The organism is Edaphobacter modestus (assembly GCF_004217555.1).
GTDB lineage: Bacteria > Acidobacteriota > Terriglobia > Terriglobales > Acidobacteriaceae > Edaphobacter > Edaphobacter modestus.
Genome location: NZ_SHKW01000001.1, coordinates 1,191,491 through 1,211,073 on the forward strand (window position 1 = coordinate 1,191,491; position 19,583 = coordinate 1,211,073).

At 59.4% G+C, this 19,583-nt stretch carries 12 protein-coding genes; 7 read left to right on the forward strand and 5 right to left on the reverse strand.

What is annotated here, in order from left to right:
- Positions 1-72 precede the first annotated feature (72 nt).
- Together BDD14_RS04990 and BDD14_RS04995 are read right to left on the reverse strand one after the other, a co-directional pair.
- Complete coding sequence (locus tag BDD14_RS04990) at positions 73-1,320, reverse strand: HlyD family secretion protein (RefSeq protein WP_242617743.1); 1,248 nt, start codon at positions 1,318-1,320, stop codon at positions 73-75.
- Between the two features lie 2 nt (positions 1,321-1,322).
- Positions 1,323-2,945, reverse strand: coding sequence for a TolC family protein (locus BDD14_RS04995; protein ID WP_242617744.1), 1,623 nt, complete (start codon positions 2,943-2,945; stop codon positions 1,323-1,325).
- A 187-nt stretch (positions 2,946-3,132) separates the two neighbouring features.
- On the opposite strand from BDD14_RS04995, the gene BDD14_RS05000 reads away from it, so the two are divergent.
- Together BDD14_RS05000 and argJ are read left to right on the forward strand one after the other, a co-directional pair.
- The gene (locus BDD14_RS05000) at positions 3,133-4,206 is read left to right on the forward strand and encodes a Gfo/Idh/MocA family oxidoreductase (protein ID WP_130417837.1); all 1,074 of its coding nucleotides are present in this window, start codon (positions 3,133-3,135) and stop codon (positions 4,204-4,206) included.
- A 298-nt stretch (positions 4,207-4,504) separates the two neighbouring features.
- Positions 4,505-5,737: a bifunctional glutamate N-acetyltransferase/amino-acid acetyltransferase ArgJ gene (argJ, locus tag BDD14_RS05005; RefSeq protein WP_130417838.1), complete on the forward strand. Its 1,233-nt coding sequence runs from the start codon at positions 4,505-4,507 to the stop codon at positions 5,735-5,737.
- A 188-nt stretch (positions 5,738-5,925) separates the two neighbouring features.
- Here the strand turns inward: argJ and BDD14_RS05010 are convergent, their stop codons facing one another.
- Positions 5,926-7,524: a B12-binding domain-containing radical SAM protein gene (locus BDD14_RS05010; protein WP_130417839.1), complete on the reverse strand. Its 1,599-nt coding sequence runs from the start codon at positions 7,522-7,524 to the stop codon at positions 5,926-5,928.
- A 498-nt stretch (positions 7,525-8,022) separates the two neighbouring features.
- On the opposite strand from BDD14_RS05010, the gene aceE reads away from it, so the two are divergent.
- From aceE to BDD14_RS05025, 3 genes are all read left to right on the forward strand, one after another.
- On the forward strand, positions 8,023-10,707 hold the full coding sequence (aceE, locus tag BDD14_RS05015) for a pyruvate dehydrogenase (acetyl-transferring), homodimeric type (RefSeq protein WP_130417840.1): 2,685 nt from the start codon (positions 8,023-8,025) through the stop codon (positions 10,705-10,707).
- A 78-nt stretch (positions 10,708-10,785) separates the two neighbouring features.
- Entirely contained in the window at positions 10,786-11,643 is an 858-nt protein-coding gene (locus BDD14_RS05020; protein ID WP_130417841.1) for a thiamine pyrophosphate-dependent enzyme, read from the forward strand.
- A 109-nt stretch (positions 11,644-11,752) separates the two neighbouring features.
- The gene (locus tag BDD14_RS05025) at positions 11,753-13,681 is read left to right on the forward strand and encodes a capsule assembly Wzi family protein (RefSeq protein WP_341273292.1); all 1,929 of its coding nucleotides are present in this window, start codon (positions 11,753-11,755) and stop codon (positions 13,679-13,681) included.
- Between the two features lie 11 nt (positions 13,682-13,692).
- Here BDD14_RS05025 and BDD14_RS05030 read toward each other — a convergent pair whose 3' ends face one another.
- Positions 13,693-14,640, reverse strand: a complete 948-nt coding sequence (locus tag BDD14_RS05030) for a UDP-glucuronic acid decarboxylase family protein (protein ID WP_130417842.1) — start codon at positions 14,638-14,640, stop codon at positions 13,693-13,695.
- 132 nt (positions 14,641-14,772) lie between these two features.
- Complete coding sequence (locus tag BDD14_RS05035; protein WP_130417843.1) at positions 14,773-16,185, reverse strand: UDP-glucose dehydrogenase family protein; 1,413 nt, start codon at positions 16,183-16,185, stop codon at positions 14,773-14,775.
- Positions 16,186-16,313: 128 nt separating this feature from the next.
- Between BDD14_RS05035 and BDD14_RS05040 the strand changes: the two genes are divergently transcribed.
- Positions 16,314-18,566, forward strand: a complete 2,253-nt coding sequence (locus tag BDD14_RS05040) for a GumC family protein (protein ID WP_130417844.1) — start codon at positions 16,314-16,316, stop codon at positions 18,564-18,566.
- Entirely contained in the window at positions 18,563-19,552 is a 990-nt protein-coding gene (locus BDD14_RS05045) for a polysaccharide biosynthesis/export family protein (RefSeq protein WP_130417845.1), read from the forward strand. The genes BDD14_RS05040 and BDD14_RS05045 overlap by 4 nt, the downstream gene beginning before the upstream one ends.
- The last annotated feature ends 31 nt before the right edge of the window (positions 19,553-19,583 follow it).

Consider the following 19,583-nt stretch of genomic DNA (forward strand, 5'->3'; position numbering starts at 1 on the left):
CGTTTGAAATACATCTTCTTTCTATCAGATGCCGAGGTGGATATGGCGGTTTCCCAAACGTAGGGTTCTGGTCTATTTGACCGAGACGACAGGGGTCACGGAATAGCCGGGACGAAGCTTGTGATCGCTGTTCTCCTGGTCGAGGTTGGTGAAATCAATCCGGACGGGAATCCGCTGAACCACCTTGACATAGTTGCCTGTCGCATTCTCAGGAGGAAAGAGCGAAAGCCGGGATCCGGTCGCTCCGCCGATCTGGCGGATGACGCCGTGGAACTTCTTCCCGCCCAGTGCGTCAACCTTGATCACAACCTTCTGACCGTTCCGCATATTCTCCAGCTGCGTTTCCTTGAAGTTCGCGGTCACCCACAGATTCGTCAAGGGGATGATGGTCAGCAGATCCTGTCCCACGGAGAGGTTGGCGCCGACGTTGACATTCTTCTTGTTCACTATGCCCGTCGTCGGAGCCGTGATCTTGGTATAGCCCAGGTTCAGCTTCGCCTGGTCGACCTTCGCCTGGGCCTGTTGGACATCGGCCAGCGCGGCGTTCGCCTTCGCCTGTTGCGCCTTTACTTGACCGGGACCATTCTTCGATGCCTCCATCGCCGTCGACCTGGACTGGGCGAGCTTCTGCTGTGACTGCCGGACCGCTTCCTGTTGCCCGATGAGGGTAGCTTCGGCCTCGAGCACAGCGGCACGATTCGCCGCCGCCGCCGCAACCGCCGCGTCGAACTGCTGCTTGGAGATCACGTCCTTCTCGACCAGGGGCTGGTAGCGCTCGACATCCAGATCTGACTTCCTCGCATTGGCCTTTGCCTGGTCCACACGGGCGCTGGCGGCGGCTACTTGCTTGATCGCCTGGGCCACGGCAGACTGCGCGCCCTGCACATCCGAGCTCGTCGTGCTGATGCTCGTGGTCGACGTAATGCTGGTGATCGGTACATTCACGTTCGCCTGGATCGCCGCGGCTTCCGCGCTGGCCAGGTTGGCCTGGGCCTGCTCGAGAGCAACCTGAAAGTCCTTCGGATCGATCTCGGCCAGTAGATCACCGGCCTTTACCTCCTGGTTGTCCTCGACGTAGACCTTGATGACCTGACCCGCGATGCGTGAGCTCACCTGATACAAATCGCCATCGACCTGCGCGTCATCCGTGTCTTCGGTGAAGGTCGAGTGCCAGTAGAAAAGCGCGGCGCCGATCGCCAGCAGCGTCACCGCCGCGATGATAATCAGCTTGCGGCGAGACTTCTTCTCTGGGGACTCCTCGTCCTGCTCCGGCATATTGTCTTTATTCCCGTCGTACTTCTTCTCTGCTTGCTCTGGCAAGGTTACTTTCCTCCGAGATAATCTTTGTAGTTTGTCTGCGCCGAGCCGAGCGCGCGCGCCAGCGAAAGCTTCGCAAGATTGTGCTGGTAAAGCGCGCTGATGTACGTGTCATTCGCCTGCTCGGTCTGTGACTGCGCCTGCGACACCGGAAGGTTGTCCGATACACCGGCCTTGAATCTCTGCTGCGCTTCACTGAGAGCCTCGTTCGCCAGCTCGACGTTCGAGTGTGTTGCTTCCACCAGCTTCGCCGCCGCCTGGATGTCGAGAATTGCGTCTCGGACATCCTGATTGACCTGCTGGGCCTGGTCGCCAAGCCGTGCCCGCGCCTGCTCGTAGTTTGCTGCTGCCACCTCATTCTGTCCGCGCGTCTTGGCAATCTGAAGGATGGGAACCGTGACCTGGCCCGTAGCCGTGTAGCTCGAGTGCGAGTGACCCGGGGTCTGGCCGAGATCACCGAAGTCGCCCACGAAGCTTGCGACCGGAAGCCGGTAGGCCGACGCAGACTTCTTCTGCGCATTGGCTGTCAGAACCTGCTCCCCAGACGCCGCAAGATCTTTGCGGGTCTTGAGCGCCTGATCGACACTGGCCTGCGGATCGACATCGTTGAAAGCCGCGTACGGGGACCGATCGGTCAACCGGTACTCCTGATCGAGAGGCAGGCCGATGGCCCGCGCCAGAGACAGCTTATCTTTCGCGAGCTCGTTCTTCGCCGAGATCAGCGTCTGCTGCTCGTTCTGATAATCGACCTGCGCCCGAAGAACATCGAGCTTGGGGCTGGTTCCGGCATCGTGCGCCGCGACAGCCTGATCGAGCGAGACCTTGGATGTGGCCAGCTCTGCGGTCACCGCCTCCACGCGGGCATTATCCGCAACGCAAAGCAGATACGCATTGCCCACGGTGAGCACAACCATGTCACGCGCATCCTCTGCGGTAAGTTTCGCCGCGGCGAAGTTATGCTTGGCAGCAAGGTAGTTCTGGAGCGCCGAGAGGTTGAAGAGATTCTGCGTAAGATAGGCGCGGAAATCGACCACCTGAAACGGTCCGATGATCGGGTTCAGGCCCGGAAACTTCAAGCCGTAAGCCGCGAGATTCACCTGCTGAACATTGATGCTGACAGCGCCAGTTAGCGTGGGAAGCAGCGCCTGCAACTCCTCGAGCCGCTGGCCGTTCGCGTTCCTCTGGGACGCCCCCTGCAGGATGATTCCGAGATTATTCCGCAGACCTCGCTGGATGGCATCGTCGAGCGAGAGGTCCATCAGGTTGCCGGTCGACTTACCTTCGACCACGCTGCCCTTGAAGGAGTCCTGCGAGACCTGCGCGCCGTTCTGTCCAGACGCGGTATAGAGCTGCTGCTGCGCGCCCGCCATCGCGGAACTCTCAGGTCCGCTACTGGGTCCGGTCTGCGTCGGCCGTGGTTGGTTGCCCGACGGCGCAGTCTGGTTGCCCGAGGCAGTCTGGGTCTGCTGCGCTAACGCCGGTAACCCGAGAAACGTCAGACCGAGGACCGCGACAGTTCCGCGGAGAAAGCGCGCTATTTCCGTGTCGATCGCCGGGCGAGCTGCGATCCTCCTTTTGTGTTGATCCATAGCTTCGATGGTAACCGTATCTCCGTGTTTCCTGGCCACAACTCTCTCTTCAGAAAGGAGGGAGCGGTCTGTCCATGGCATTTCTATAGGAATTCTGATGCGTCGCATAGTTTTGACGGCTCAAAAAGTTTCGCAGACGATTGAGGAGCATGGAGTTCGGGACACCAACGCATAAAATGGAGTTCTTTCGGATACAGTTTCAAACAACAGGATCTCAGGAGGATCGATGGCAGAGGTTGGAGTTGCAGTAATCGGTTTCGGGCTTGCCGGGCGCGTTTTTCACGGCCCATTCGTCAACGCGGTGCCTGGGTTGAAGCTCGAGGCGATTGTGCAGCGGCGTGGGGATGAGGCCTCGAAGGCCTATCCGAAGGCTCGCATTCTGCGTTCGGTGGACGAGGCGCTCTCCGACCCGGCCGTCTCGTTGATCGTCGTCGGGACACCCAACGAGACGCATTACGATCTGGCGAAGCAGGCTCTGCTTGCCGGCAAGCATGTCGTCATCGACAAACCCTTCGCGGCGACGAGCGCGCAGGCGAAGGAGCTGGTCGATCTGGCCCGGTCTAAAAAGCTGGTTTTGGCTCCTTTCCACAACCGCCGGTGGGACGGCGACTTCCTCACGGTTCGCAAGGTTCTCGAGTCAGGCGGGTTGGGTCGCGTCGTCACCTTCGAGTCGCACTTCGACCGTTTTCGCCCCCTTCCGCGCGAAGCGACCTGGAAGGAGTCGGCCAACGACGCAAATGGAATGCTGTTCGACCTGGGACCTCACCTCGTGGACCAGGCCCTGGCGCTGTTCGGCATTCCGAAAGCGATTACAGCCAGCGTTCGACGGGACCGCGACACCACGGCCATCGAAGACGCCTTTGACATCACGCTGCATTATCCGAAACTCCAAGCCATCTGCCGGGCGACGATGCTGGCCGCCGAGCCGGCTCCGCGCTTCCTGATCCACGGAACCCGCGGGAGCTTCCGCAAATACGGCCTCGATCCCCAGGAACCGGCGCTGGTCGGTGGCGCCACCGTTCCGCCGGTGGGCGACGCCCGCGAATGGCTGGGTGAGCCTGAGGCAGCATGGGGGACTCTGGTGGTCGCACCCGATCCTGCGCAGCCCGGCCAGGTGACCCGTACCACGGTGAAGACGGAGCTTGGCGACTATCGCGGATATTATGCGAATGTCCGCGATGCAATTCTCGGCACCTCGCCCCTGAAGGTCAGTGCCGAGGACGGGTACCGCGTGGTCCGGCTGCTGGAGTTGGCCCGCCAGAGCAGCGCTGAGGGGCGCACGATTGAGTGCGGGCTGTGACCCCTCCTTTTGATCCGGATTAATCTTTTATTTTGTGCAACTTATATAGATTAAGACATGCAAAATATTGATTCCAGATGATTTAACCCCTAAAATCTCTGGAATCAATATTTTGTGCGCTTTGTCAGGACTGCCGATTTCATTCCACACTCCTTAAAGAATAGCAGGCGGGGCGAAACTAATCGGCACTTGTTATCCTTTTGTATTCAGCAGCTTATCGCTCTTTGGACTTGACAGCTTTTTGGCATGACCCTGGGCTGCGATTCCAGATGTGAGATGCATTGGTAGATTGGACTTTATGAATGACGCGTTGAAGGTGGGAGAGGCTCTGCCGGGTGGTTTTCTCTGGGGAGCGGTGAAGGCAGGGATCAAGGTGAGCGGAAACCCGGACCTGGCAGCGGCTTTGGTCCCAGGAGTGGGACAGGCGACGGCGATGTTTACCTCCAACCAGGTGGTGGCAGCTCCCGTAACCGTGGGCCGGCGACACATGGCCGCGACCGGCGGCAGGGTCGGGCTGGTTCTGGTGAACGCCGGGAATGCAAATTGCGCTACTGGGCAGGTGGGACTGGATGCCTGCGAAAAGACCTGCGTCGCGGCCGCCGAGACCTTCGGGTGCATCTTTGACGAGGTCTTCCCTTCCTCGACCGGCATCATCGGCGTGCCGTTTCCCGACGGCAAGGTGATCGCGGCGCTGCCGGGTCTGAAGTCGTCGCTTGGCAACATGCCCGAGCACGCCGAGAGCTTCGCCCGGGCCATCATGACCACCGATACGCGGATGAAGGTGTCCCAGGCCTCGTTCGAGGTGGATGGCGTGGAGGTGAGGATCTTTGGGGCGGCGAAGGGAGCGGGCATGATTCATCCACGGCTGGGCGCGCCGGTGGCTCCCCACGCGACCATGCTGGTGTACCTGTTTACCGACATCGAGGCCGAAGGCGCACAGTTGCGCGAGCTGCTGCCCGCTGCCGTCGAGCACAGCTTCAACTCGATCTCGATCGACGGGGACACCTCGACCAACGACACGGTGCTTCTGCTGACCAGCGGCGCCAGCGGCGTGCGCCTGAACGAGCGCACGCGCACGAGCTTCGCAGATGCGCTTGCGCAGGTCTGCAGCAAGCTGGCCTATGCCATCGTCGACGATGGCGAGGGTGTGACGCACGTGGTGACGCTGCACATTACCGGCGCGCGAAGCGAGTATGAAGCAAAGCAGATTGCGAAGTCGATTGCGCATTCGCCGCTGTGTAAGACGGCGTGGTCGAGCGCGGATCCGAACTGGGGACGGTTAATGGCTGCCGCTGGGTACTCGGGTGTGGAGTTCGATCCGGCGAAGGTGACGGTGCGGATCGGCGCGGAGCCGGTTTATGAGGGCGGGATGCGGTCTCCGGCCTTCGATGAGGCCCGCGCACATGCCGTGATGAAGCAGAGGGACTACACGATCTCGATGAACTTCGGGCTGGGCGAGGCGGAGTGCCGGTTTGTGACGTGCGACCTGACCGAGCAGTATGTGAGGATCAACGCGGATTACTCGACGTAAGGTCGTTTCAAGAGAAATCTCGCGCAGGTCCGTGCGTCGTGGTCAGGGCAGCCCTGAGAGGGTCCTATCGTTCCCGATAGCAAGCCGAAGACACAACGTGCGCTGCGACGGCCCACGGGCTGAATCATGTCTCCACGCGGGCGCGTTCGGGGATTGATAGATCCGACACAACATTAACCTCACAAAGCTTATTGCTTAGGAATAATGACGAAGGGGGCGGGTTCGTGTTGAGGTCCGAGGAAGGCAGCACCGCGCGTGTTGCTGGCAGAGAATGCTAATTCCCAGGCTGGTGACTGGAGTTGCGGCATCGGTTTGGCCTGAAAGAGTTTGCGGCACTGCTTCGCAGTCCAGCGAGCCCACGTCTTCGACTTTTTCCGGCGCGCACTGTCAGTGGAGATGCCGGTACCGGCGTACATCTGGCGGTAGAGCTTGGATAGGAACATGAATGCCACCCGGGCCCGAAGGTTTGGGGTGCAGGCGGAGCGCTGCCAAATCGACGGCCAGTCATAGAAACGGTCCCAGACCTTCTGTGTACGCTCGCTAATCTCGCCGGAACTCATAGAGGGATGTGGCGTGAACATTTTAGGGCGGATGGCGGTAGGGATGAGCCAGTATCGAGTAATGGGAATCTCGCCGACCATCTCCGGGGCTTCAGCTTGCTCTTTTTCCCACCGGACGAAGTCCACTGTGCCGGGAAACGGGGTCATCATTACAAACTGGGCAAACGTGACGCCGGCTTTGAGAGCCATATCAACAGTCGCGTCGAAGGTCGTGGGCTTGTCAGTCGGCAGACCGAAGATGAAAGAACCCAGGACGTGGACACCATGTTTGTTAAAGGTTTGGAGCTGACGAGCGAGGGCATCCCCGGAGTAGTTGAAGTCTTTGAAGACGGCTTTTAGGCCTTCAGGGGTAACAGCTTCGACGCCGACCAGTGCCCCCTTGATATTGGCTTTGCGCATGGCGTCAAGATACTCGCCATCTTCACCGGCCTCCATGGTGATCTGGGTGAAGAAGACCATGTCGTGGGGAAGTTTGGCGAGCTCCGCCATAAGGAGAAAGCGTTCGGCCCGGATGGCGGTAAGTTCTTCGAGTTTGGCGAAGTTATTCTGCTCGCGGGCCAGGCGCAGATCCGTCAGGGTGACAGGATAGAAATTGTCGTCGGCCAGAGCGATAAAGCGGAAGCCGATCCGGCGTAGATTGACGATCTCGTCGATCACGGACTGAAAGGCGCGCTGCCGGGGCTTCTGCCCATCGGTACGCCAGACGCTGCAGAAGGAGCAGTGTTTCGGGCAGCCGCGAATGGTCTGGACCGAGGCCCACATGTATTTATCGCGGGGTATCAGATCCCAGCGGGCAGCGAGGAATTCCGTGCCTCCGATGCGTCCGCCGTCGTAAATCTTTGCCGGAGCTCCAGCAAGACAGTCGGTGACCGCCTTACCCCAGGCGATATCTCCGTCCCCTTTGACAACTGCATGCGCATGGCCCCGTTCGAAGGCCTCTTCAGGAAAAAGAGTTGCGTGGATGCCCCCATAAACGACCCAGGCACCGCGCTCGCGAGCGACGCGGCCGACTTCATAGCCGCGAAGTGCGTTGCCAGTATGAACGCTGATGCCGACAATATCGCCGGCATGTATGGATTCCGGGATGATCTGTTCCAGGGATTCGTCGATGAGTATGGGGTCGCCGACGATAGAGGGTGTGGCGGCGGCAAGGACGAAAAGCCAACGTGGGGTAATCACTGCGGTCCCAAAAGAATTGTCGCTGGGATTTACGAGATGAACACTCAAGAATCCATCCTTACTTCGTGCGAAGACGGTGGGTTCGCAGAGTGATTGAGAGTGGAACGAATCAACGCCCAGCTGCGGCTGGACATTGAGTGCCGGCCAGGAAATTCCAGCCGGGCTAATTGTCGTCCATCATACATAGTGCGGGTAACTTCTCGTAGATGAGCGGTTCCCAGGGGTGACGAAAGTAGACGACAAATCACAAAATCTAGCCGAGTCACGGTTGATGGACAGTTGGAGACAAATCGTCGGAAAAGGCATGGATGGCAGATAGCCTTCTGTGGAGGTTCGGGCGAAATACAGGAGATTCTGCCCTCTTCGCTTTTGCCGAGACTGAGAAATGACGGCTCAAAGGAGTCCGTCATCGCTGTGGAATCCGGTTTTCGCACGGGAATTTCTCCCATGGGTGACGGTTATGGGCTTTGGCGATTATCTTAGATACGGGTTAGTTTTCCCGCGGCGCAGTATGACCGTGGAGAGATGGGGATATAAGGACCGCTTATGACGACAAAGCTTGAGACTCCCGCACAGGTTGACTTTGCTGCCGAGGTATCGGAGTGGATTGAAGCCTTCGACGAAGTGGTGGCGAGTGACTGGGAACAGGGCGCCGAACTGTTGGAGCAGCTGCGTACCCGGGCCCGCGAGGCGGGCGTTCCGGTCACCAGTGAGCTGATCACACCCTATCTGAACACGATTCCGAAGCATGATGAGGTTCCCTATCCGGGCAACCGTCAGCTGGAGCGCAGGGTTGAGGCGCTGATTCGCTGGAACGCAATGGCCATGGTGCACGGGCAGAACAAGAAGGACCCCGGCATCGGTGGACATATCTCGACCTACTCGTCGCTGGCGACGCTGTTGGAGGTGGGCTTCAATCACTTCTTCCATGCGAAGTATCCGAGTGCCTCGGGTGCGGATGAGCTTCCCGGTGACTTTGTCTACTTCCAGGGACATGCTTCTCCGGGTGTTTACGCGCGCGCGTACGTCGAGGGAAGATTCGACGACAAGCGCCTCAAGAACTTCCGCCACGAGTTGCGCGGCGAACCGGGTCTCTCCAGCTATCCGCATCCCTGGCTGATGCCGGATTTCTGGAAGTTCCCGACGGTCTCGATGGGAATCGGACCGCTGAATGCGATCTACCAGGCGCGGTTCATGCGCTACCTCGAGAATCGCGGCCTGATCGAGAAGAGCGACCGCAAGGTGTGGGCCTTCGTGGGCGACGGGGAGACGGACGAAGTCGATACGCTGGGCGCGATCTCGCTGGGCGCACGCGAGAAGCTGGACAACCTGATCTTCGTGGTGAACTGCAACCTGCAGCGGCTGGATGGGCCGGTGCGCGGCAACAAGCGCATCATCGATGAGCTTGAGGGGATGTTCCGCGGCGCAGGATGGAATGTCATCAAGGTGGTGTGGGGCTCAGACTGGGATGAGCTGTTTGAGCGCGACCACCAGGGGTTGCTGCTGAAGCGCATGGAAGAGTGCGTGGACGGCGACTACCAGGCCTTCAAGGCCAAGGGTGGAGCTTATCTGCGCAAGGAGTTCTTCGGGAAGTATCCGGAGCTGCTGAAGCTGGTGGAAGACAAGACGGACGATGAGCTGGCGCGTCTGCATCGCGGCGGCCACGATCCGCTGAAGATCTACAACGCCTACAAGCGTGCGCTCGAGCACAAGGGCGGTCCCACGGTCATTCTTGCCAAAACCGTCAAGGGCTATGGGCTGGGCTCGACCGAGGCACGCAATGCGTCGCACCAGGAGAAGAAATTGACCGATGACTCGATGAAGTCCTTCATCGAGCGCTTCGAGATTCCGGTCACGCCTGAGGCGGCGAAGGAGGGTGCATTCTTCCGTCCGGACGATTCGGCTCCGGAGATCCAGTATCTGCACGAGCGACGGCAGGCGCTCGGCGGATATCTGCCGAGCCGCGAGGTTCCGAAGCTCGAGTTCAAGACTCCTGCACTGGAAAGCCTGAAGGAGTGGACGGGCGGATCGAACAGCCGCGCGGTCTCGACGACGATGGGCTTCGTCAGCCTGCTGCGCCATCTGCTCAAGGATCCAACGATTGGCAAGCTGGTGGTTCCGATTGTGCCCGATGAGGGACGCACGTTCGGTCTGGAGTCGGCGATTCGGCAGGTGGGCATTTACGCACCGGAAGGCCAAAAGTACATCCCGCACGACTCCGATATGCTGCTGAGCTACCGCGAGGAGAAGGAGGGCCAGATTCTCGAGGAAGGCATCACCGAAGCGGGATCAATGGCCTCGTTCACTGCGGCGGGCACGGCGTACGTGAACTACAAGGTCCCGACGATTCCCTTCTACATGTACTACTCGATGTTCGGCTTCCAGCGCATTGGGGACATGGCGTGGGCGTTTGCGGACTCGCGCGGCAAGGGCTTCCTGATGGGTGGCACCGCTGGCCGTACGACCATGCTGGGCGAGGGTCTGCAGCATCAGGACGGACACAGCATCGTGCTGTCGAGCACGGTTCCGACCTGCCTGACCTATGACTCCGCCTTCGTGTACGAGTTGGCCGTCATTATTCAGGATGGCCTGCGGCGCATGTACGAGAACGGCGAGGACGTCTTCTACTACCTGACCATGTACAACGAGGACTATGCGATGCCGGCTATGCCTGAGGGCGTTACGGAAGGCATTCTGCGTGGCCTTTACAAATTCAAGCCGGCGACGAAGGGCGAGGCTGTAGCTCAGCTCTTCGGCAGCGGTCCTATTCTGAACGAGGTGCTGAAGGCGCAGGAGATTCTTGCTACGAAGTACAACGTGCAGACCGATGTGTGGAGCGTGACCAGCTATACCGAACTTCGTCGCGATGCGCTGACGGTGGAACGGTGGAACCGGCTGCATCCTGCCGAGACGTTGAAGAAGAGCTATCTCGAGACGGCGCTCGAAGGCACGAAGGGACCGATTATTGCGGCAAGCGATTACATGAAGACGGTTCCCGACCAGCTTTCTCCCTGGCTGCCGACGCGGCTGGTGACGCTGGGTACGGATGGCTTCGGACGCAGCGACAATCGTGAGTACCTGCGGCGTCACTTCGAGGTGAATGCGGAGTCGATCGTGGGCGCGACGCTTTCGAAGCTGGCACGGGATGGCAAGATCAAGCCGAAGGTGGCACAGAAGGCTCTGATCGAGCTTGGACTGGATACCGAGGCAATCGATCCGGCTAAGGCATAATTAATCAGCGGAGTAATTGCAGCCGAGAGGGTTCCTCAGGGAACCCTCTCGGTGTATTGCGAGGAGAACGGGAGAGCGATGACGGCGAAGAGTACGGGAGAGGCGGGGGAGAATCCGCTGGTGCCAAATGCAAAGCTGCGGCAGATGTATACGAAGATGCTTGAGGCACGGATGCTGGAAGAGGCCGTGAGGAAGCGCGCAGCGGCAAAGGGAAACAAACGCATCGCTACGATTCGCGGCCAGGAAGCTGTGCGGGTGAGCACGACGATCGAGCTGATGGAGGACGACCTGGTCAGCGACACCGAGCCTACGGCCGGGATGGGACTGCTGCTGGGAGGAGATGGCGCTTCCCTTCTGCGTGGATTTACACGAGGCAAGTCCGAGCACGACAAGGTACTGCTTGAGGCGGGAGTAAGCCGGACCTTGCGCGGGGGCAAGGAGGAAGAAGAACGACTGCGACTCTCCGTGGGGGCTGCACTCGCTCTGAAGACCCAGGGACGGAAGGGTATCGTGGTGGCCTATTCGCGCAAGGGAGAGCTGACGCCTGCGGCATGGCGCAGGGTTCTGGCCCCTGCTGTGGAGCTCGATCTGCCGATTCTGTTCGTCGTGCTCGGGCGCAAGGCTTCGCAGAAGAAGGGGGCGGAACGTGCCGAGGCCTGCAACGCTGCACGCGCTGCGGGTGTGCCTGCGATTCAGGTGGACGCCTGCGATGCGGTCGCGCTGTATCGAGTTATGCAGGAGTCGCTCGGCAGAACTCGTGGCAGCGATGGCCCGGTTCTGATCGAAACGGTGAGCTGGCGGTTAGAAGGAACTCGTGGCGGTGTGGACGATCCCCTGGAGCACTTGAAGGAATTTCTAGTGGGTCGCAAAATCTGCAGTGCAGCGTGGTTCGAACAGATCGGCAAGACCACCCGCAGGCGACTTGCGTCCAAATAAACAGCATCCAAGTACAAATAGTACAAATAGTTGAAAACCACTGTTTCCTTGTTCACAGCCTTGGCAAATTAGACTTGAGCCTTAGTAACTCCGGGACCTTGAGGTGCAATTGCCGATTCGAACTGTTCTCCTTGTCTTCAGTCTTCTCGCGGGAACACTCCTCCCCACAGGATTTGCCCAAAGCACCCCACAAACCCCTTCGGCGCCGGCCCCCTCTCCGACGTCTCCGGCGCAACAGATCCCTGCGATGCCGCCCTACGATCCGGACAAAGACCGCTCGCAGCCCTCTCCGCAAGCCCCCGCGGGGTCCGTTCCCTCTCAGGCAGTTCCACAGCCGGGAACGCCGCCCGTGCCTCCTCCCGATGCTCCCGGCCACGCCTATCCGCAGTACGACACCGCTGTTCCGGTGCGGAAGCCGAAGACGGATGCTCTCGGCTCGGCATACATTCCGGTGGACAGCTGGGTGTATCCGCAGATGATGCGGCTCTACTCGATGGGATTTGTCGACACAGCCTTTCTGGGAATGAGGCCGTGGACCCGGCGCAGTGTTGTCCACATGCTCCAGAAGTCGCGGCTCGACATTATGGACAGCAATAACGAAGAGGCCCAGGAGACGCTGGCGAAGCTCTTGCGAGAGTTCGAGGACGAGGTGCCTTCAGGCAACGTCGATCGGGGCACGATCTATGGACTTTATTCCGCTTATACGAGATTTACCGGGATCGGCGGCCCGGTACTGCGAGACAGCTACCATCTCGGCCAGACGATCGTTAATGATTACGGCCGCCCCTATGACAGCGGCTTGAACAACATCACTGGCTTTTCGACGTTGAATGAGTCTGGACGCTTCTCGCTCTATCTGCGCGGGGAGTATCAACACTCGGCAGCGGGTCCGGGTTACTCCTACGATCTGGCATCGACGCTGGCGGCGCTCGACAGAGCCTATCCCTATGCTCCGCCCAACCGTCCGCAGGACACCATTCCTGAAGGCCCTTTGCCGGCGCAGAATCAGTTTCGACTGGTGGAGGCGTCGCTCTCCTTCCACCTTCTGGGACATGAGATCTCGGGCGGAAAGAACGATGCCTGGCTTGGCCCCGGCCAGGGTGGCGCACTGGCATGGTCCAACAACGCGGAGAACATCTACTCTTTCCGGATCAATCGGGTTGAACCGATGTACATTCCGTTCGTGTCGAAGCTTATGGGGCCTCTGCGCTATGACTTTTTCTACGGCAGCCTGAAGGGACACACCATGCCGAACAGCCCCTATACGCATTCGGAGAAGTTTTCTTTCCACCCCACCGGGAACTTCGAATTCGGGTTTTCGAGGACGATCATCTTTGGAGGCAAAGGCCATGCTCCAGTTACACTGCATACCTTCCTGAACGGTTTCTTCCACTTCAGTGACACGACCCAGGAGGAGAAGTATTCCCGTGAGGACCCCGGAGCCAGGTTCAGTGATTTCAACTTCTCCTATCGGCTGCCGTTCGTCCGTAAATACGCGACGTTGTATGTGGACTCGATCTCGCACGATGACGTAACACCCATCAGCGCGCCGCGCCGCGCGGCGTACCGGACTGGCATTTTTATCTCACAGTTCCCCGGCAGACTGAAGAAGGTGGACCTCAGGATTGAAGGCGTGAACACGGATCCCGATGTCGGCCCCAGCCACGCGGGCCAGTTCAACTACTGGGAGGTTGTCCAGGTCCAGGGATACACGAACAAAGGCATCATCATGGGCGACTGGATGGGACGCGAGGCCAAAGGCGGACAGGCGTGGCTGACCTACCACCTTTCCGGCGATGAATGGGTTCAGCTCGAATACTTGAGAAAGAAGACTCCAGGCGATTTCATCCCGCTGGGCACAACGCAGAACCAGTTCAAGATCAGCCTGGTAAAGCGTTTCGGTCCGGATGTTGAGCTGAAATCGTGGCTGCAGTATGAAGGCTGGAAGGCGCCGATCTACAGAAGCGGCTACCAGCAGAACACCGCAGCTTCAGTCCAGTTGACCTGGTATCCGAAGCTGCAGCATCTTCCTCGCTGAGCTGAACCGATTTACTGGGCTACGGCCACGCTCGAGCGAAAGTATTCGAGGGAGAGCTTCAGTCCCTCGCGCAGGGGAATCTTCGGCTCCCAGCCCAGGAGGGTACGGGCGCGGGTGATATCCGGCTTCCGCCGTGTCGGATCGTCCGGAGGCAGCGGCATGCGGACGATCTCTGAACGAGAGCCGGTGACTGCGAGCACCTCCTGCGCGCATTCGAGGATGGTCCACTCGTCGGGATTGCCGATGTTGACCGGAAGATGCTCCTCGGAGCGGGAGAGACGAACGATGCCGTCGATCAGGTCGGAGACAAAGCAGAAGCTGCGCGTCTGTGAACCGTCGCCATAGATGGTGAGAGGCTCTCCGCGCAACGCCTGAATCATGAAGTTCGAGATCACACGACCGTCGTTGGCCTGCAGCCTCGGCCCGTAGGTGTTGAAGATGCGGACCATGTGCGTGTTGACGCCGTGATAACGGTGGTACGCCATGATGGCAGCCTCAGAGAAGCGCTTGGCTTCGTCGTAGACCGATCGCGGACCGATGGGATTGACGTTACCCCAGTACGTCTCGACCTGGGGGTGGACTTCGGGGTCACCGTAGCACTCCGAGGTCGAGGCGTGAAGAAAGCCGGCGCTATATTTGCGCGCGATCTCAAGCGTGTTGATGGTACCGGCCGAGCCCACCAGCAGGGTCTCGATGCCGAGCCGCGTGTAGTCCACCGGGCTGGCGGGGGAGGCGAAGTTGAAGACGTAATCGACATGGCCGGGATCGAAGGCGCGGATGATGTCCTGATCGAGAAAGCGGAACCGCGACTCGGAGGAAAGATGCTCGAGATTGGCCGTCTTTCCGGTCGAAAGGTTGTCGACGCCGATTACGGTATGGCCTTCGGCCAGCAGAGTGTCACATAGATGCGATCCTAGAAATCCAGCCGCACCGGTGACAAGAATAGTCTGAGACGCCATATCCTGCCTTTCTACTTTTCACTTGTCCGGTCCTAGCCGGTCGCGCTTGTCCGGAGGGCCTGAACGGATGCGATTTACTGCAAATTTGCACCTGTCCAGGCTCCCGTTGATAGGTTGGAAAAACGATTTCGCTCAGGCTCTGGACGAAGCCGCCAGATCGCGAACCGGATGGACCGCAGGCCGCCCCACACTGAGATAGGTGAAGCCGTGATCGCTCATCACCGCGGGATCGTAGAGATTACGGCCGTCGATGATGATGGGATAGCGGAGGGACTGATTGATCTGACGCAGATCCAGTTCGGAAAACTCGGTCCAGTCCGTGAGGATCAACAGTGCGTCCGCATCGGCGCAAGCATTGTAGGCATCGGTCGCATAGCGCAGGTTATTGCCTTCCGGAAGCACCTGCCGGGTTCGCTCGATCGCTGCCGGATCAAAGGCGGCAATGCTGCAGCCCTCGTTCAACAACATGTGGACGATTTCAATGGCCGGAGATTCGCGGATATCGTCGGTATCGCCCTTGAAGGCAAGACCCAGCACGGCGAGCCGCTTGCCGCGAAGATTCCACAGCGCGGAGCGAACCTTGCTGACGAAGCGTCGCTTCTGCTGCACATTGATCTTCTCGACCTCGCTGAGAAGATTGAAGTCGATGCCGAGCTGATCGGCGACGGACCGGAATGCGGCAACGTCCTTGGGGAAGCAGGAGCCTCCGTAGCCGATGCCGGGACGCAGGAACTTGGGACCGATGCGGCTGTCCAGTCCCATCCCGCGGGCAACCTGCTCAACGTTGGCGTTGGTGGCTTCGCAGAGGTTCGAGACAGCATTGATGAAGGAGATCTTCAAAGCAAGAAAGGCATTGGAAGCATGCTTGATGATCTCGGCGCTCTTGGTAGAGGTCATGAGGAGTGGAGGTGGCTCCGAGACACTGCACATGCCTGGAATGCCATCGGCGCGCTGATAATATTCCCCGCTGGTGAGCGGAGCATAGATATCGCCCAGGATGGCACCTGCGCGCTCGCTGTCGGCTCCCACCACGATGCGGTCGGGATGCAGGAAGTCGGCTACGGCGGTTCCTTCCCGCAGGAACTCAGGGTTCGAGACGACATCGAACAGATGGCGCTCCACACCATTGCGCTCGAGCGCACGGCTGATCCATTCGTTGGTGTAGACCGGCACGGTGCTCTTCTCGACGATGACCTTATAGCTGGTCAACGATCGCGCGATCTCACAGGCGACGGCCTCGACGTACGAGAGATCGGCATCTCCGGTCTCGCTTTGCGGGGTCCCGACGGCGATAAAGATGGCATCGCACTCACGGGTGGCCTCTCCAAGGTCTGTCGTAAAACGGACCCTATCGTTGCGGTATCGACCGAGTAACTCCGGCAGATAGTGTTCGTGGATGAGAGTGTCGCCTCCACGAAGGGCAGCGACCTTACGCTCATCGTTATCGACGCAGATAACCGGATGGCCCATCTCTGCAAAACAAACGGCGGCTACAAGGCCGACATATCCGGAACCGACCACAGCGATTGGTATGGGTTTGCTCATAATTATTAGGGAGTGATCCTCCGATTCCAAGAATATCCGAACTCTGTGCTTTCGAGGGAACAGAAAGGGTTACATCAATTTATCTTTGCTTATCTTTGCGAAGCGACCTTTCTTGTAGACTAAGCGGAATGGGTCCCCAAAGCGCGCAGACACCGTCTCATACAGGCGGCGCATCTGAGACTACTCCCCCCGCATTCAGCACGGCGACGACCGACACGACTCTCTCCGAGACGCTGATAACACTGCGCAAACGGAAGAGAATTCTTTTGGTCTTCGTTCTGCTGGGCCTGATCTACGGCATCTATCGTGCCGAGACGCAGCCTCGCATCTATGAGGCTTTCGGTCGCATCCAGGTCCGATCCGGCTCTTCTAACGAATTTCGCGTCAGCGCGGTTCCGGGAATGGCGAGCGACTCCGGCCAGCGCATGCTCACGGAGGTCGCTATCCTCCAGAGCGATTCGCTGATGTTGAGCGTCGCGCGCGAGATGGACCTTGCGAACAATCCTGATTTTCTTGGAGGGAATGCGCCGAGTACGCGAGCCTCCATCGACGATCCGGACGTTCGGCAACGTACGATTCACCAGCTTCTGGGGGGGTTGAGAATCGCGCAGGTGCAGAAGACCGAGCTGATCCGGATCAGCTTCCAGTCGTTAAGCCCAAAGCTTGCGTCCGACATCGTCAACAAAATCATCTCTGCCTATATCCAGCGCAGCTATGAGACTCGCTTCTCTTCGAGCCAGAAGGTCTCCACCTGGCTCTCGGGACAACTGGACGACCTGAAGCAGCAGGTCCAGGCGTCGCAGGAACAGATGCTGGACGTGCAGCGGCGCCTCGGCATTCTTGGTTTCGATCCCAATCACAGCCAGATCACGGCCTCGCTCGAGCAGCTCTCCACCGCCTCGAATGACGCACACATTGTGCGCATCATGGCGGAATCCAGGTACCGCATGCTGAGCGGCATGGATCCGAATACGATCGAGGGGTCGCTCGAAGCCTCCGGCGCGGCGCCTTCTCAGCTGAACGCTCTTCGCGCCCAGCTTGCGACAGCCCGCGCTACCCTTGCGCAGATGGAGTCTGACCTGGGACCGAACCATCCGCAGGCTAAGGCTCAGAAGGCCCAGATCGCTGCGCTTTCTACCGAGATCAATACCGAACAGCAACGGCTAGTGCTGCAGGCGAAAGAGAACTTCCTTGCAGCCCGAACCAACCAAGAGGAGACGGCAGCGGCTCTGGAGAAGGAGAAGAGCGACGCTTATAAACTGCGCGACGACCTGGTGGAATATACGATCCGGCAGCGCGAGTTTGAATCGAGCCGTCATCTCTATGAAAGCCTTCTGGAGCGGCTGCGAACCGCGGGAATCGAGGCTGGCCTTGAGTCTCTCGAGATCGATGTTGTCGATCCAGCCCTGCTGCCGGCTACCCCCACTCTGAAGCCGAAGTCGACGGTCGTTCTGACCTATCTCTTCATGGGCCTTGTCGCCGGAGTCATGTTGTCCTTCCTGCTGGAGAGCCTCGATACCGGACTGCGCAGCGTAGCAGAGGTCGAAAGCATCATCGAGCTTCCATCGCTTGCTATCATCCCCAGGTTCCGGCGGTCCACCGCGGAGGTTCCGGGCCAGAGCACGACGGCACGCAATATCATCTCCCTGGCCCAGCCGAAGTCCCAGTTCGCAGAGGCCTTCCGCTCACTGCGCACCGCCCTTCTGCTGTCTTCGGCGGGACACCCGCCGAAGTATATTCTGCTGACGAGCGCCACGCCGTCGGAGGGCAAGACCACGGCATCCACAAACCTGGCCACGATTCTGGCCCAGGGAGATGCCAGGGTTCTGCTTATCGATGCCGACCTGCGGCGGCCTACCGTTCATCAGCGTTTCGGGTTGACTTCGAAGATCGGTCTCTCGACCCTTCTGGCTGGGGCAACGACGCTCGAGGCAGCGATTCAGAAGATCCCGGAGGTCCCGAATCTCGACGTTCTGGTCAGCGGTCCGATGCCTCCCTTCCCGACGGAGATGCTGAGCTCCGAGGCGATGCGACAGCTTCTCGACCACGCAGGCGAGATCTATACCCACATCGTGATCGACTCGCCACCGGTGCTTTCCGTCACCGATGCCGTCCTCCTGGCGCGCCAGGCGGATGCGGTCGTCCTCGTGATCCGTCATGGAAAATCGAACAAACATGTCGTTCGCCGCGCGCGCGATCTGCTGCTACGCTCCGGCGCACCGGTTACGGGCATCCTACTCAACGCGGTCGATGTCAGCTCGCCGGATTACTACGGCTACTACGGATACTCGGGATACTCGAGCGCAGGCGCTGATGCAGAGACCTGGCAGTCCAGAACGGATTCCCGTAGTACGGGAGATTCCGGGGAGGTGAAGCGATGAGCTTGCGATCTGTCCTCCGTTGCGTTGTGCAGGCGGCGGTGATCTGCTGCCTCCTGCTCGGGATCGTTCCCTTTGCCAGGTGCCAGTTCAACGGACCTGCGCTCGCCTCCGCGAGCACCATCAATGAGCCAGTCCCGCTGACGACCGATCCTGCGATCCTGTTTCCGGCAGCCCACGAGCTCCGCCTTGCTCCGGGAGACATGATCACCGTTCATCTCTACTCGTCGGCCGATTACACTCCCGCGGCACGTGTCAGTCTCGACGGCTCGATCCAGCTTCCGCTCATCGGCAAGCTTGAGGTGAAAGGCTTAACCCTTCCCCAGGCAGAGAAACGGATCGCCGACCGGCTGATCGCGGGTGGAATGTATCGGAATCCGCAAGTTTCGCTGCAGCTGACTGAATCACCGAACCAGGTCGCAACGGTCACCGGCGAATTACACGTCGTAGTGCCGATCATCGGGCAGAGCCGCTTGCTGGATGTAATCACAGCCGCTGGCGGGCTTCCCTCGCAGGCGAGTCACACCATCACGATCCACCGGATCGGGATGGAGCAGCCGATCGTGGTCGATCTCGGCAGCGATCCTATGACCAGCAACAGGAGCAATATCCCGATCTTCGCCGGCGATACCGTGATTGTGGCTCGGACGGGAGTGGTCTATATGCTGGGGGCGTTCAAGAACGTTGGAGCAATTCCGCTCCAACAGACCACCCCGCTTACGCTCATGGAAGCTGCTACATTGGCCGGCGGACCCGGGTTCCAGGGCAAGATGGGCGAACTTCGACTGGTCCGTACGGTGGGTGCGAATCGTACTGTGGTTCATCTCGATATGAAACGGGTCATCGACGGCAAGGATCCCGATCCGGTGCTTCAGACCGACGACATTGTCATTCTCCCGAGCTCCCTGATGAAGAGTGCGATCAAGTCGGGCGGTATTTCGACGTTAATTGGCTTTGCATCGATTCTCGTCGTTGCTCTTCGCCAGTAGTCTCTTCAAACAAGGAATGCATACTGACGCT

Excerpts from the sequence above, each read along its gene's own strand:
- BDD14_RS05000 (WP_130417837.1), top strand. The coding sequence starts at position 3,133 with ATGGCAGAGGTTGGAGTTGCAGTAATCGGTTTCGGGCTTGCCGGGCGC.
- argJ (WP_130417838.1), top strand. The coding sequence starts at position 4,505 with ATGAATGACGCGTTGAAGGTGGGAGAGGCTCTGCCGGGTGGTTTTCTC.
- aceE (WP_130417840.1), top strand. The coding sequence starts at position 8,023 with ATGACGACAAAGCTTGAGACTCCCGCACAGGTTGACTTTGCTGCCGAG.
- BDD14_RS05020 (WP_130417841.1), top strand. The coding sequence starts at position 10,786 with ATGACGGCGAAGAGTACGGGAGAGGCGGGGGAGAATCCGCTGGTGCCA.
- BDD14_RS05030 (WP_130417842.1), bottom strand. The coding sequence starts at position 14,640 with ATGGCGTCTCAGACTATTCTTGTCACCGGTGCGGCTGGATTTCTAGGA.
- BDD14_RS05035 (WP_130417843.1), bottom strand. The coding sequence starts at position 16,185 with ATGAGCAAACCCATACCAATCGCTGTGGTCGGTTCCGGATATGTCGGC.
- BDD14_RS05040 (WP_130417844.1), top strand. The coding sequence starts at position 16,314 with ATGGGTCCCCAAAGCGCGCAGACACCGTCTCATACAGGCGGCGCATCT.
- BDD14_RS05045 (WP_130417845.1), top strand. The coding sequence starts at position 18,563 with ATGAGCTTGCGATCTGTCCTCCGTTGCGTTGTGCAGGCGGCGGTGATC.